General features: G+C 65.6%; 10 protein-coding genes. 7 read left to right on the top strand and 3 right to left on the bottom strand.

Annotation, left to right across the window (positions count from 1 at the left end; all coding sequences use genetic code 11):
- Positions 1-144: 144 nt before the first annotated feature.
- Both FR728_RS13375 and FR728_RS13370 read right to left on the bottom strand, forming a co-directional pair.
- Positions 145-1,077, bottom strand: a complete 933-nt coding sequence (locus FR728_RS13375; RefSeq protein WP_149893225.1) for a response regulator transcription factor — start codon at positions 1,075-1,077, stop codon at positions 145-147.
- Positions 1,070-4,543: a hybrid sensor histidine kinase/response regulator gene (locus tag FR728_RS13370; protein WP_149893224.1), complete on the bottom strand. Its 3,474-nt coding sequence runs from the start codon at positions 4,541-4,543 to the stop codon at positions 1,070-1,072. The genes FR728_RS13375 and FR728_RS13370 overlap by 8 nt, the downstream gene beginning before the upstream one ends.
- Before the next feature lie 220 nt (positions 4,544-4,763).
- Between FR728_RS13370 and FR728_RS13365 the strand changes: the two genes are divergently transcribed.
- From FR728_RS13365 to FR728_RS13335, 7 genes are all read left to right on the top strand, one after another.
- Complete coding sequence (locus FR728_RS13365; protein ID WP_149893223.1) at positions 4,764-5,165, top strand: hypothetical protein; 402 nt, start codon at positions 4,764-4,766, stop codon at positions 5,163-5,165.
- 255 nt (positions 5,166-5,420) lie between these two features.
- A complete protein-coding gene (gene urtA, locus FR728_RS13360; RefSeq protein ID WP_149893222.1) occupies positions 5,421-6,704 on the top strand; it encodes an urea ABC transporter substrate-binding protein in 1,284 nt (427 codons plus the stop codon).
- Between the two features lie 158 nt (positions 6,705-6,862).
- Positions 6,863-8,482, top strand: coding sequence for an urea ABC transporter permease subunit UrtB (gene urtB / locus FR728_RS13355; RefSeq protein ID WP_149893221.1), 1,620 nt, complete (start codon positions 6,863-6,865; stop codon positions 8,480-8,482).
- A complete protein-coding gene (gene urtC / locus FR728_RS13350) occupies positions 8,479-9,639 on the top strand; it encodes an urea ABC transporter permease subunit UrtC (protein WP_149893220.1) in 1,161 nt (386 codons plus the stop codon). The genes urtB and urtC overlap by 4 nt, the downstream gene beginning before the upstream one ends.
- A 4-nt stretch (positions 9,640-9,643) precedes the next feature.
- Positions 9,644-10,390, top strand: a complete 747-nt coding sequence (gene urtD, locus FR728_RS13345; protein ID WP_149893219.1) for an urea ABC transporter ATP-binding protein UrtD — start codon at positions 9,644-9,646, stop codon at positions 10,388-10,390.
- A gap of 6 nt (positions 10,391-10,396) precedes the next feature.
- Complete coding sequence (urtE, locus tag FR728_RS13340; protein ID WP_149893218.1) at positions 10,397-11,092, top strand: urea ABC transporter ATP-binding subunit UrtE; 696 nt, start codon at positions 10,397-10,399, stop codon at positions 11,090-11,092.
- Positions 11,093-11,201: 109 nt separating this feature from the next.
- Positions 11,202-14,117, top strand: coding sequence for an AsmA family protein (locus FR728_RS13335; RefSeq protein WP_149893217.1), 2,916 nt, complete (start codon positions 11,202-11,204; stop codon positions 14,115-14,117).
- Between the two features lie 81 nt (positions 14,118-14,198).
- Here FR728_RS13335 and phnN read toward each other — a convergent pair whose 3' ends face one another.
- Positions 14,199-14,798 carry a phosphonate metabolism protein/1,5-bisphosphokinase (PRPP-forming) PhnN gene (phnN, locus tag FR728_RS13330; protein ID WP_149893216.1) on the bottom strand — a complete coding sequence of 200 codons (600 nt, stop codon included), beginning with the start codon at positions 14,796-14,798 and terminating at the stop codon, positions 14,199-14,201.
- Between the last annotated feature and the right edge of the window lie 10 nt (positions 14,799-14,808).

Below are 14,808 nucleotides of genomic sequence, written 5' to 3'. Positions count from 1 at the left end.
ATTTCCGGAGGAAAAGAAGAACGCAGGATGCCAGCCCACAAAGAGCCGGACGACTCTGGACCGGGGGCTTATAGGGAAAACGGGGCCGGGATGCAACCGGAATCCCGCCCGTCGCGCCGGTTCGGGTCCCAATCGGGCGTCAGGTCAGATCTCGTAGAGCGCCTGGGCGGCGCGAACGGCGGCCGAGGCGCGGTTCTCGACGCCAAGCTTCTGATAGATCTGCTCCAGATGCTTGTTCACCGTGCGCGGGCTCAGGCCGAGGATTTCGCCGATGTCCTTGTTCGCCTTGCCCTTGGCGATCCACAGCAGGACGTCCGCCTCGCGCGCGGTAAGGGCGAAGCCGCGGCGCAGCACCTCCGCCTGATTGGGGTGATCCGCCGTGGTCAGGCGGAAGAGCACCTCGTCACCGCTTACCGCGCCCAGATACTGCATCTGGATGGAAATCTCGCCCAGGGGGGCGAGGGTGAAGGGATCGGTACGGCTCGCGCCCCGGTCGCCGTCGCTGCTCAGCCAGGCGCCGAGGGCGGCTGCGATCTCCTGCAGCAGACGTGTATCGCCGGAGGGTGTCGAGGCGAGAAGCTGGTGGGTCTGGGGCGTCGACCAGCGCAAGGTGCCATCCCTGGAGACGGCGACGAGATGTCGGCCGGCCGCATCCAGCGCGACGCGGGCATTCTGCACAGAGCGGGCATTGGCCAGGTGCACCCGGATGCGGGCCTTCAGCTCGTCAATGTTGATCGGCTTTGTGAGGAAGTCCACACCACCGGAGTCCAGCGCATGAACGATGTGCTCGGTGTCGCTGAGGCCGGTCATGAAGATGACGGGCACGTGGGCCAAATGCGGCCGGGCCTTGATGGCCGCGCAGGTCTCGAAGCCGGAGAGGCCGGGCATGACCGCATCCATGAGGATCATGTCGGGCGTCACCCGCTCGGCGATGTTGAGCGCGCCTTGCCCGCTGGTTGCCACCAGAACGGTAACGCCGGCCTGTTCCAGGGCCTGGGTCAGGAAGCCGAGGGTCTCGGGGCTGTCGTCGACGACGAGCACGATGTCGCGCGGGGCGGGGCTCCGGGGGTCAGTCATGTGGGCTCAGGCCCTCCAGGACCCTGGTGTAGCTGGCAAAGTCGAAATGGCTCAGATGTTGGCGCAGGACGCCCACCAGAGCGGCGTTGTCCGGGTCGGTGGCAAGTTCCGTCAGCCGGGCCTCGATCCCCGAGATGTAGCCGATCTCGCCCAGACTGATCAAATCCCGCAGGGCCGCATCACCCGGATAGGAGAACCCGGCGTCCTTGCCCCGCGCCTTTTCTGCGGGCTGATCGGTTGCCGCTTGCGCCGATGCGGCAGGCGACGCGGGAAGAGTTGGGGCCGGCACCGGCGCTTTCGGCATCTCGGTGGTCGGCTCCTCGCTCTCGATCCAGATCAGTCGAAGGTGCTTCTGCAGGATGTCGAAGAGCGCGGTGAAGTGAACGGGCTTGGAGAGCGTGTCGTCGTGCAGCTCCGGCCCCTCCGGGCGCAGAGACGTGTCGCCGATGTTGGCGGAGAGCATGACGATGGGGGCGTCGACCCCGGCGGTGCGCAGGGCGCGGGTCAGGTCCCAGCCGTTCATGCCGGGCATCAGAATGTCGACCAGGAACAGGTCGGTCGGGGTGTCTCCCAGATGCTCAAGGCAGTCGGCACCGCTCTCGGCCTCCGTCAGCTCGAAGCCGAGGGGGTCAAGCACCTCGCGCAGGAGGCCACGGTGGTCCGGATTGTCGTCGATGATCGCGATGCGACGGCGCGGCCCCACATAGCCGGTGATCCGGCGGGCGGCGGAGCGCGGCTTCACCGGGCGGCTGACGGCCGCCAGCATGAGACGCACCTCGAAGCTGGCGCCCTCGCCGGGGGCGCTCGACAGGGCAATGGCGCCGCCAAGGGTTTCTGTCAGCAGCTTGGTGATGGTCAGCCCGAGCCCGAGCCCCGGGGTGCGGCGGATCTTGACCTCTTCCGACCGGCCGAAGGGCTCGAAGATCTTCGTCTGTTCGGCCAGAGGCACTCCGGGGCCGCTGTCGGAGACGGTGAAGCTCGCCACCTGGGAGCGGTAGGTCACCCGGAAGGTCACATGGCCCTCATCGGTGAACTTGATGGCGTTGGAGAGCAGGTTCACCAGGATCTGGCGCAGGCGCTTCTCGTCGGTGCGCACATAGACCGGCAGGTTGGGCGCGCGGTGGAACCGGAATTCCAGCCCCCGGGCCTCGGCCTGCATGCGGAACATGTCGACAAGCTGGTCGAGCAGCTCGTGGATGTTGACCTCGTTGGAATAGACCTGCAGGCGGCCGGCCTCGATGCGCGAGATGTCGAGCAGGCCGTCGATCAGGCCGGAGAGGTGCTCTGCGCTGCGGCGGATGGTGCGGATGTTGGCCTTGCGGTTTTCCGGCAGGGCGGCATCCTGTTCCATCACCTGGGCATAGCCGAGGACTGCATTGAGCGGCGTGCGCAGTTCGTGGCTGAGACCGACCACATAGCGGCTCTTGGCCATGTTGGCGGCCTCCGCATCCTCCTTGGCCTTCTGCAGGGCCGCGTCGGTCTTGCGGTGGGCGTCGATCTCCCGTTGCAGCAGGGCGTTCTGGCGCAGGGATTCCTCTTCCGCCACGTGGCGGGTGTCATGGGCGAGCACAAGGAACCAGCTGGCAATGCCCGCCGTGATGGCAAAGACGAAGAAGATGAGCGCGATGGTCTGACCGATGACGGGCGCGGCCTCTGGGAAGCGTTCGGCCGCCTGGGCGTAGATGACCCAGAGCACGAGGCCGAGGGCCGTCACAGACAGGCTGGCGGTCGTGCCATAGCGCCCAAGGCGGCTCTTCAGCAGCTGCACCAGTCCCTCGGGCAGGATCTGGCGCGCGACGACCCCGCCCTGATGGGTGATGCGGGCGTGCGGCTTGCACAGGTCATGGCAGCGGGCATCCAGCGAACAGCAGAGCGAGCAGATCGGCGCCTGATAGGCCGGGCAATAGGCCATGTCCTCCGGCTCGAAGGGGTTTTCGCAGATCGAGCAGGTGATCGTGTCCCGTTGCTGCCAGTGCGCGCGGGGCTTGCGGGCCAGATAGAAGCGGCCGTCGGTCGCCCAGGCGATCAGCGGGGAGAGGATCAGCGCCGCGATCATCGCCAGGAAGGTGGCAAAGGCAGCGGCGGTCTCCCCCAGATGACCGTAGTGGACCAGCACGCCAAGCAAGGTGGCCAGAACCATCGCGCCGGTGCCGACCGGATTGATGTCGTAGAGATGGGCGCGCTTGAACTCGATGCCGGGCGGAGACAGGCCCAGTGGCTTGTTGATGAAGAGATCGGCGGAGATCGTCGCCAGCCAGGCCATGGCGACGATGGAAAAGACGCCGAGGGTCTCCTCCAGAAGCTCGTAGATGCCGAGCTCCATCAGCACCAGCGCGATGCCCACGTTGAAGACCAGCCAGACCACGCGGCCCGGGTGGCTGTGGGTAAGCCGGGAGAAGAAGTTCGACCAGGCGAGCGACCCGGCATAGGCGTTCATCACGTTGATCTTCAGCTGGGAGACCACCACGAAGGCGGCCATCAGCAGCAGCACCATATGCTCGGAGGGGATCATGTAGCCGAAGGCGACGGCGTACATGCGCGAGGGTTCGTCCGCGTGGTCCACGGGTACCGCATGGGACAGGGCCAGGACCGCGAGGAAGGAGCCGGCCAGCATCTTGGGCGCGCCCAGCACCACCCAGCCAGGCCCGGCGAGGAAGAGCGCGAAGCGATGGCGCTTGCGGGTCAGTTCCTGCGGCGGCAGAAACCTGAGGAAGTCCACCTGCTCGCCGATCTGGGCCATGAGCGCCAGGATGACCGAGGCGGCCGCGCCGACGCTGATCAGGCTGAGGGAGGTGAAGCCGGGTGCCGGGGCGCGGGGGGCCTGGGTTAGCGGGTCGATGCCGGAAAAGGCCAGCCAGTCGCCGAAGATCGCCCCGTCGGAAAAGGCGATGAAGAGGAAGGGCGCGATGTTCAGCACGATCCAGAAGGGCTGGGTCAGAAGCTGGAACCGGGAAATCAGCGTGACCCCGTGGGTGACCAGCGGAATGACGGCCAGAGCCGAGACGATGTAGCCGATCCAGAGCGGCAGGCCGAAGGCATATTCGAGGGCACTCGACATGATCGAGGCCTCGATGGCGAAGAGGATGAAGGTGAAGCTGGCATAGATCAGCGACGTCACCGTGGAGCCGATGTAGCCGAAGCCTGCACCTCGGGTCAGCAGGTCGATGTCGACGCCGTATTTCATGGCATAGCGGGCAATCGGCAGGCCGACCGCCAGCAGGACGAGGGAGCCGATGAGAATGGCGACGAAGGCATTCGCCGTACCGTAGGACAGGGTGATCGCCCCGCCGACCGCCTCAAGCGCGAGGAAGGAAATGGCGCCGATGGCGGTCTGGGAGATGCGGCGGGAGGAAAAGCGGCGCGCGGACTTCGCCGTGAAACGCAGGGCGTAGTCTTCCAAGGTCTGGTTGTTGACCCACTGGTTGTAGTTCCGGCGGACCGGAAGGATGCGTTGACGCGCCGTCATGCGAACTGTCCATTTCGAGCGGGGCCTGTGCCGCGTATGAACCTGATTTCATGCAACATTGGGGCCATTATTTCCATGTTTCCGCACCGCGTGCAGTAACTCTTAAACATGCAGGAAATACTATGTTTCTCCCGGGATCCGTGGCTGCTACTGTTCTCCAAGTCGTTCTTGCAGCGAGCCATTGTGGCCAACCATGCCTTAGATCCGGAGGGAGTGTCCCATGTCCCTGTTTCCCAGAGGAGCGCTCGTCGCTCTGTTCAGCCTGATGCTCCTGTCGCTTGGTCCTAGCCGGGCGGATGCCGCAGGGTTTTTCCAGAAGCTGATCAGCGGCGACTTCAGGTCGGCCTCGGATGACAGCCCCGAGGACGCCCGGGACGACGACAGTCGCCTGACGCAGACCCAGTCGCAAACCCAGTCGCGATCGCGTTCGGCCTCGGATGACGACGGCCCCGAACATGAAGCAGGACATGAAGCCGGCCACGATTCCGGTCATGACACCGGAGACGACAACGGCGGGTCGGGCCGGGGCGAGAGCCATGGCGGCAGTGATGATGGGGGCCATGGATCCGACGACAGCGATGACAGCGGAAGCGACGACAGCGACGACAGCGACGACGACTGATCCGGCTTTCTTCTCCCGGGTTCTGCCGCCCCGGTTGCATCCCTCTTCCTGACCGGCCGTGACCGCGCGGCCGGTCGCGTATTTCCTTGCCCTGCCGGTGATCCCGCGCCGCCTTACGCAATTGGCGACACCGGCTTACGTCAAACGACGTATGTTGCTGCGCCGCACATTCAGCGCACGATCCTTCCCCGACAGCGGACATCTTCCGCCGCGCACCGGCCGGGCTCCGGTGAGGTCAAGACAAGGGGACATTTCATGAAGAACATTTTCGCTCAATTCGCTCTGGCCGGTCTCATGGGCTCCACCATGATTGGCGGCGCCCTTGCCGCCGAAGACACCATCAAGGTCGGCGTTCTGCATTCGCTTTCCGGCACCATGGCCATTTCGGAAACGACCCTGAAGGACGCCATGCTCATGCTCATCGATGAGCAGAACAAGAAGGGCGGTCTGCTTGGCAAGAAGCTGGAAGCCGTCGTGGTCGACCCGGCCTCCGACTGGCCGCTGTTCGCCGAAAAGGCCCGCGAGCTGATCGAAGTGAACAAGGTGGATGCGGTCTTCGGCTGCTGGACCTCCGTGTCGCGCAAGTCCGTTCTGCCGGTCTTCGAAGAGCTGAACTCGATCCTCTTCTATCCCGTCCAGTACGAAGGCGAAGAATCCCAGCGCAACGTGTTCTACACCGGTGCTGCCCCCAATCAGCAGGCCATTCCGGCCGTCGACTACCTGATGAACGAGGAAGGCGTCGAGCGCTGGGTCCTGGCCGGGACCGACTATGTCTATCCGCGCACGACCAACAAGATCCTCGAAGCCTATCTGAAGGCCAAGGGCGTCGCCGAAGAAGACATCATGATCAACTACACGCCGTTCGGTCATTCCGACTGGCAGACGATCGTGTCCGACATCAAGACCTTCGGCTCCGCCGGCAAGAAGACCGCCGTGGTCTCCACCATCAACGGCGATGCCAACGTGCCCTTCTACAAGGAACTGGGCAACGCCGGCATCAAGGCCGAAGACATTCCGGTCGTCGCCTTCTCCGTGGGTGAAGAGGAACTGGCCGGTCTCGACACCGCGCCGCTGGTCGGCCACCTGGCTGCCTGGAACTACTTCCAGTCCGCGGATGCCGAGATCAACGCCGAGTTCATCGAAACCTGGCGCGCCTTCATCGGTGACGAGGAGCGGGTCACCAACGATCCGATGGAAGCGCATTTCATCGGCTTCAACATGTGGGTCAAGGCCGTCGAGGCCGCCGGCACCACCGATCCGGATGCGGTCATCGATGCCCTCGTCGGCGTGACCGTGCCGAACCTCACCGGCGGCTACTCGGCCATGATGCCGAACCACCACATCACCAAGCCGGTGCTGATCGGCGAGATCCAGGAAGACGGCCAGTTCGAAACCGTGTGGGAAACCGCCGGCCTCGTTCCGGGCGATGCTTGGTCCGACTACCTGGAAGGCTCCAAGGACCTGATCTCCGATTGGCGCGCTCCGATGTCCTGCGGCAACTTCAACGTGAAGACCGGCAAGTGCGGCGGCGCTGAATAAGCATCCCAGCCTTGCGGGAGGCGGGTGCAGCCCCCGTCTCCCGCCTCTTTTTCCATCCGTGAAAGAGAGGCCTGCGCGATCGGCACCGGTTTTACGACCGGTGCCTCAGGCGCCTCTTGCCAAACGGCAGGCGCATGATTTTCCGAAAGCCGGTGGCCATGTCCTTCTTGAAAACCTTTCTTGCGCTCTTCTGCCTGCTGACCGTCGCGATGGGTCCGGTGCGGGCGGACGACAGCCATGAAGCGCTGCGGCCGCTGGTGAACGAACTGGCGTCCGGCAAGTACGACGATACGGAACGGCAGATCCAGGCGCTCGTCGCCTCGGGCGATCCGGTCGTGGCCTCGACGCTTCAGGCCCTGCGCGCCGGCGACCTCTATGTGCGTAAGGCAGACGGCCTCGTGTTCATCGCCCGCAAGGCGGGCAAGGGCTTTGCCCTGACCGATCCCCTGACGGGCGCGGATGCGGGCGAAGTGGCCAAGCGCGACATCGACAAGATCAAGGTCAACAACAAGCTGAGACGGGTGATCGACGCCTCGCTCGGCTCCCTGACGCTTCTGTCTTCCGATCCGACGGTGCGGCTTGCAGCCGCCCAGGCCGTGTTCAAGGCGGGCGATCCAGAGGTTCTCGACGTTCTCGAAACGGCCCTTGCGAAGGAGACCGATGATGACGTGCGTGTGGTCATGGAGCAGGCCCGGGCCGCGGCCCTTCTCAATTCCGACCGTGGTGACGCTGAGAAGCTGGACGCCATCGAAACCATCGCCAGCGCCGGCAACCGGGACGCCCTCTCGCTCCTGATCGGGCTGCGCAGCGCCACGCAAGGGCCGGTCAGCGAGGCCGCCGACACGGCCATCCGCCGCATCGAGAAGTCTCTGGCGCTCTGGGACAATGCCCAGAACGTCTGGTACGGCCTGTCGCTCGGCTCGGTTCTGCTGCTGGCCGCCATCGGGCTCGCCATCACCTTCGGGGTGATGGGCGTCATCAACATGGCCCACGGCGAGATGGTGATGATCGGGGCCTATGTCACCTTCGTGGTGCAGGAGATCATTCGCGGCTCCGCGCCCTGGCTCTTCGATTATTCGCTGTTCATCGCCCTGCCGCTCGCCTTCCTCGTGTCGGGGGCCATCGGGGTCGGGGTCGAGCGCTTCATCATCCGCTTCCTCTATGGCCGGCCGCTGGAAACGCTGCTGGCCACTTGGGGCCTCTCGCTCATCCTGCAGCAGGCGGTGCGGTCGCTCTTCGGGCCGACCAACCGGGAAGTCGGCAATCCGGCGTGGATGTCGGGTGCCTTCGATCTCGGCCAGCTCACCATCACCTACAACCGCATGTGGATCGTGGTCTTTGCCATGCTGGTCTTTGCCGGGCTGATGCTGGTGCTCAAGCGCACCTCCTTCGGTCTCTTTACCCGGGCGGTGACCCAGAACCGGCGCATGGCGGCGTCCATGGGCATCCGCACGCCCTGGATCGATGCGCTGACCTTCGGCCTCGGGTCCGGGATTGCCGGGATTGCGGGCGTGGCGCTCAGCCAGATCGACAACGTCTCGCCCAACCTGGGTCAGGGCTACATCATCGACAGTTTCATGGTCGTGGTCTTCGGCGGCGTGGGCAACCTGTGGGGCACGCTGGTCGGCGCCATGACGCTCGGCGTGGTCAACAAGTTCCTCGAACCCTATGCGGGGGCGGTGCTCGGCAAGATCCTGGTGCTCGTCTTCATCATCCTGTTCATCCAGAAGCGTCCGCGGGGTCTGTTCGCCCTCAAGGGCCGGGCAGTCGAAGCATGATGACCTCCTATCTCTTCCGCACCCTCGACGCGAAGGCCGGTGTCTTTGTCGCCCTGCTGCTGGCGGTGACCCTGCTGGTGCCGGTGCTCAACCTGGCGGTGCCCGAGGGCAGCTTCTTCCACGTGCCCACCTATGCGGTGACGCTCATGGGCAAGTATCTGACCTATGCGCTGCTCGCACTGTCGGTGGATCTGGTCTGGGGCTATTGCGGCATCCTGTCCCTCGGTCACGGCGCCTTCTTTGCCTTGGGCGGATATGCCATGGGCATGTATCTCATGCGCCAGATCGGCACCCGCGGGGTCTATGGCGATCCGGTGCTGCCGGACTTCATGGTCTTCCTCAACTGGAAGGAGCTGCCCTGGTACTGGTACGGCTTCGACATGGCCTGGTTCGCCTTCCTCATGGTGCTGGTCGTGCCCGGCGTGCTGGCCTTCGTCTTCGGCTGGTTCGCCTTCCGCTCCCGGGTAACGGGGGTCTATCTGTCGATCATCACCCAGGCGCTCACCTATGCGCTGCTGCTCGCCTTCTTCCGCAATGACATGGGCTTTGGCGGCAACAACGGCCTGACCGACTTCAAGGACATCCTCGGCTTCAACGTGCAGGAAGACACGACCCGTGCCGGTCTCTTCGTCGCCTCGGGTCTTGCGGTGATCGTCTGCTTCCTCATCTGCCGCTTCGTGACCCGCTCCAAGCTCGGCAAGGTGCTGGTCGCGGTGCGCGATGCGGAGAGCCGGACCCGGTTCCTCGGCTACCGGGTGGAGCACTACAAGCTCTTCGTCTGGGTGCTGTCGGCCATGATGGCCGGGATTGCCGGGGCGCTCTACGTGCCGCAGGTGGGCATCATCAATCCGGGCGAGTTCGCGCCGGCCAATTCCATCGAGGTGGTGATCTGGGTGGCTGTCGGCGGGCGTGGCACGCTGGTGGGCGCGGTGCTCGGGGCGGTGCTGGTCAACTTCTCCAAGACCTGGTTCACCGCAGCCCTGCCGGATGTCTGGCTCTTTGCCCTGGGAGCGCTCTTCGTGGTGGTCACCCTGTTCCTGCCCAAGGGCATCATCGGCACCATCGGCGAGAGATACACGGCGCTGAGGGACCGGCGGGCCAGTGCGCGCCGGGAAGCCGGTGTCGATGCCGAACCCCAGCCCCAGCCCGCGGAGTGAGACCATGTCGCGTCAGAATACCCTTCTCTATCTCGACGGCGTCTCCGTGTCCTTCGACGGCTTCAAGGCGCTGAACGAGCTGTCTCTCGTCATCGCCCACGGGGAAATGCGGGCGATCATCGGCCCGAACGGGGCCGGCAAGACCACGATGATGGACGTCATCACCGGCAAGACCCGGCCGGACAAGGGCGACGTCTATTTCGACGGGGTGGTGGATCTGACGGCCGAGGACGAGGCTTCGATTGCCGAGCTCGGCATCGGCCGCAAGTTCCAGAAGCCCACGGTCTTCGAAAGCCATACGGTCTGGGACAATCTGGAAATGGCGCTGAAGGCGCCGCGCGGTCCCTTCTCGACCCTGTTCCACATCATTTCAGGCGCGGAGAAAAAGCGCATCGAGGAGCTGCTCGACCTGATCCGCCTGTCGTCCAAGCGTGACGAGCTGGCGGCCAATCTCAGCCATGGCCAGAAGCAGTGGCTGGAGATCGGCATGCTGCTGGCCCAGGACCCCAAGCTGCTGCTGGTGGACGAACCGGCCGCCGGCATGACCGATGCGGAGACGATGGAAACCGCCGAACTGCTCAAGGACATCGCCCGGACCCATTCGGTGGTGGTGGTGGAGCACGACATGCATTTCATCCGCGCGCTGGGCGTGAAGGTCACCTGTCTGGCGGAAGGCTCCGTTCTGGCGGAAGGCTCGCTGGATCACGTGTCCGCCGACGAGCGGGTCATCGAAACCTATCTCGGGCGGTGAGACACCATGCTGAACGTTGAGACCATCAATCTGCATTATGGCGCGGCGCAGGCGCTCAAGAGCGTGTCGCTGACGGCGGAAACCGGCAAGGTCACCTGTCTCATGGGACGCAACGGGGTGGGCAAGACCTCCACCTTGCGGGCTATCGTCGGGCAGCACCCCATTTCCGCCGGTCGGATCACCTGGAATGGCGAGGACGTCTCGAAGCTTGCGCCCCATGCGCGGGCCAGGCGCGGCATTGCTATCGTGCCCCAGGGGCGCGAGATCTTCCCGCTGCTCAGCGTGAAGGAGAACCTGGAGACCGGCTATGCCTGCGTGCGCGGCAAGGACCGCACCATTCCGGAGGTGATCTTCGAGCTGTTTCCCGTGCTGCAGTCCATGCTGACCCGGCGGGGTGGCGACCTTTCCGGCGGGCAGCAGCAGCAGCTGGCCATTGCCCGTGCTCTGGTGACGCGGCCGAAGCTTCTGGTTCTGGACGAGCCGACCGAAGGCATCCAGCCGTCGATCATCAAGGACATCGGCCGGGCGATCGAGTGGCTGCGGGATCAGGGGGACATGGCCATCGTGCTGGTGGAGCAGTATTTCGAGTTTGCCCGCGATCTTGCCGACAGCTTCGCGGTGATGGATCGGGGCGAGGTGGTTCTGGCCGGAAGCCGTGCCGAGCTGGACGAGCAGGAGGTCCGCCGCCACCTCACGGTCTGACACCTTCTTCCCGCATTCTTGTCTCACCATGTCCCGCCGGGGCAGTTGTGCCTCGCCTACTCCGGCTGCCTTGTCGTAAGGTTCCGGGTGATTCGACGTGGGGAGACACATGATGCGGCGATGGCTTGTCGGTCTGGCTGGCGTGCTCTGTCTGCTGGCAGGGGCACTTGTGGCGGCACCCTATGTGGTGCCTGTTGGAACCCTGAAGGCGCAGGTTGTTGCCCAGGTCGAGGAGGCGGCCGGATGGCGGCTGCGCCTCGATGGACCCGTGCGGATCTCGGCGTTTCCCCGTCTTTCCCTCGTGGCCGAGAAGGTCGGCATTTCCGGTGAGGCTGGTGCCGATGGCATCGAGTTCGCCCGGGCGGACGAGGTGCGCCTCGACCTGTCGTGGAGCGGGTTGCTGGATGGCAAGGCCCGGCTGACCGGCGTTCATCTGGTCAATCCGGATCTCTTCCTTGAAATCGGGCCCTCCGGACTGACGAGCTGGGCGCCGCGCCGGCAGCTGACCCCTGCGCAGGAAGCTGCTGCGATCCTGGGCGTGAGCGAGCCGGCGGCCGGAAACGCGGCACCGGCTGCCGCCCCTGCAACCTCCTCGGCGGAAGCACCCGCAGGCTCTGCCGAAAGCCTTGGCGCCCTGTCGCGCATCGGGGTCGATCTTCTGGAGATCGAGGGTGGCCATGCTGTCTATCACGACCGGCGCAGCGGAGTGCGTCATGAGATTTCCGATCTGGACCTGAGCCTTACCGCGCCGGATCTGGATGGCGAGGCGACGCTCGACAGCCGCTTTGCCTGGCAGGGACAGCCGGTGACCGCCACGGGCACCGTCGACAGCCTGCTGGAGCTGGTGCGGGGCAAGGGCTCGTCCGTCAAGATTACTGCGACGCTTGCGGAGGCGGAACTCGGGATCAGCGGCGCGGTGCGGGTGACCTCTCCTGCGGTCAATCTGGTGGTCACGGCGTCGGGTCCGCGCCTCGGGGCGCTGGCGTCCGCCTTGCGTGGTGGTGACGCTTCCGGCCTTCCGGCGGAGGCCGAGGCCCTGGCCAATGACAGTTTTGCACTGTCGGCTGCCGTGAAGATGACCGGTACGGATCTGTCGATCAGCAATCTCACGGGGACCATCGGGTCGCTCGGCCTCGAGGGCACGGCGGATGCGGCGCTGGCCGAGGGTGCGTCGCGACTGAACGGACAGCTGCGGGTTCGCGAAGGGGATCTGGCCGATCTCCTGCGCGCTGCAGGCTTGACGATGCAGGCTAGCGGCCGGGTGGCCGGTGACCTGACCTTCGCGGCAGAGGCTGCCTCTCCGCAGGATCTGGGCGAGGCCCTCAAGCTCGCCGGTGGCCTGAAGGTCAGCAATGGGGCGATCCGGAACCTTGGGCTGGCGGACCGGCTCGGACTGCCCTCCTCGGCGGATGCGGTGAGTGATCTGACCCTCTCCCTCGACATGGACGGCCGCGAGGCGCCGCTCCGGCTCAGCGGTTCCATGGGCTGGCTGGGCGAAAGCTTCACCCTGCAGGGCGAAAGCGCGATTGCGGCCCTGGCGGCGGGCAAGGCCGCGCCGACCACCCTGCGCCTGAAGGGATCCCCCTTCCTGCTGGGGTATGACGGTGCGGTGTCGCTCTCCGGCTCGGCAGATGGCGCCCTGGTGTTCGACACGGCAGATCTGCGCCGGGTTCTGGCGATGCTTGGCCGCCCGGTGCCCGCGGGCAACGGCCTGCGCCAGTTCAGCGTGCGCGGGACGTTCACGCAGGAGGGCGAGGCCCTGACCTTCCGCGACGCGGGCTTCCAGGTGGATGACACGGCCGGCACGGCGACCGGCCGTCTGTCGCTTTCCGGCAAGCCGAAGCTGACCGGCGAGCTTGCCTTCGACAAGCTGGTGCTGGACCCCTATTTCAGCAGCGATGGCGGGTCCTCCGGTGCGGCTGCCGGCAAGGCGGCTGCAGCGGGCGCAGGCTCTCCCGGCGCCTCTGCGGCCTGGAGCTCCGCGCCGCTGGATCTGTCGGCGCTCACCCTCTTCGATCTGGATCTCACGGCCCGGGTGAAGGCCCTGTCCTATGAGGGGATCACCCTGGATGCGGCGACCCTGAAGGCAGGCCTTGCCGACGGGGTGCTGACGGCGGACCTGAGCGACGTGTCGCTCTACAAGGGCAAGGGAACGGCGCAATTTCGGGTGTCGGCGGCAAGTCCGGCATCGATCTCGGCCAAGTTGTCCCTTGCCGATGTGGCGGCGCGGCCGCTTCTGTCCGATGCGGCGGGCATGCGCTGGCTCGACGGGCGGGCGGCGATCACCCTGGACGTGACGACGCAGGGCCGTAGTCAGCTGGAGCTGGTGTCGGCGCTGGCCGGATCGGCGAGTTTCTCCGTGGCCGATGGGGCGCTCTACGGCGTCAACATCCCGAAGATGCTGCGCGGACTTGCGCTGGAAACCCTGCTCGGCTGGGACAGTGCGGAAGAGGAAAAGACCGACTTCAGCTCGCTCACAGCAAGCTTTGAGCTGGCGCAGGGCATTGCGACCAACTCCGATCTCTATCTGGAGGGTCCGCTGCTGCGCATGACCGGGGCGGGCACCACGTCCCTGCCGGCGAAGACCCTCGACTGGCGCGTGGAGCCCAAGGTGGTGCCGACGCTGGAAGGTCAGGCCCCCGTGCCGCGCCGCAAGGGCAGCGACAAGACGCTGGCCGGGCTCGGCGTTCCGATCATCATCAAGGGGTCCTGGGCCAAGCCGCAGATCTATCCGGATCTGCAGGGGATCCTGGAGAACCCGGAGGCGGCCTACAAGCAGCTGGAAAGCGTTGGCGGCGAGCTGGCGAAGATCGTCCGCAACGGCGGCAAGGTCGATCAGGACACGCTGGCCGATGCGGCCAATCAGGCGATCGACAAGGCGACCAACGGCAAGGTCCAGATCGACGTGAAAAAGGTCATCGAGGGCGAGGCCGACGACGAGGAAGTGCTGAAGGCGGTCGAAGAGGGGCTCGGATTGCCGCCCGGCCTGCTTCAGGGCTTCGGGTTCGGCAAGAAGAAGAACTGAGGGCAAATCCGGTTTCGGGCGCGGAGAAGCCTCCGCGCCGGATCCCTTCGGGTGTCAGTTCCTTGCAAGGGTCTGGCGGGCTCAGAGCCCGAGGGCGGCCATGATGGCGTCGACGCCCTGGTCGACGGTGCCGGTATTCTCGATGCGCACCACGTGGGGAACGCCGGAGACTTCCAGATCCGATCGGTCGAGGCGACGGCGGATTTCCTCTTCGCTTTCCCGGCCACGGGCGGCCAGCCGCTGGGCCAGAACGTCCTTCGGCGCCGTGATCAGCAGCACGGTAACCGCATCATATTTCGCCAGAGCCTGAGGCAGGGCGCGGCGCGAGCCGTTGGCGATCACCATGCGGCCGGCCGTGATGTGGGCGTCGCAGCTCTTCGGGATGACATAGCCATGGCCATGCGCTTCCCAGCACAGGGCAACCTCTCCGGAGCCGGAGAGCTGGCGGTATTCGTCGTGGCCGAGGCTGTCATGATCCTCGGTCTCGCCGTCCGTGTCGCGGGTGATCAGCCGGCGGGCGAAGACGCAGTCCTGCCGGGCAGAGAGGCGGGCCCTCAAGCCGTTGAGCAGGGTGTCCTTGCCCGCGCCCGAGGGGCCGACCACAAGCACCAGCCGGCCGGGCCCGAGCAGGGGCCCTCCGGAGACGGCATCAAGGCCGGCAGGGGACAGGATATCGGTCATGATGTCCCTC

The organism is Roseibium aestuarii (assembly GCF_008477545.1).
In the GTDB taxonomy this organism is placed as follows: Bacteria; Pseudomonadota; Alphaproteobacteria; order Rhizobiales; family Stappiaceae; genus Roseibium; species Roseibium aestuarii.
The sequence above is the reverse complement of the archived record's forward strand: the minus strand, read 5'-3'. Positions and strand labels throughout refer to the sequence as shown.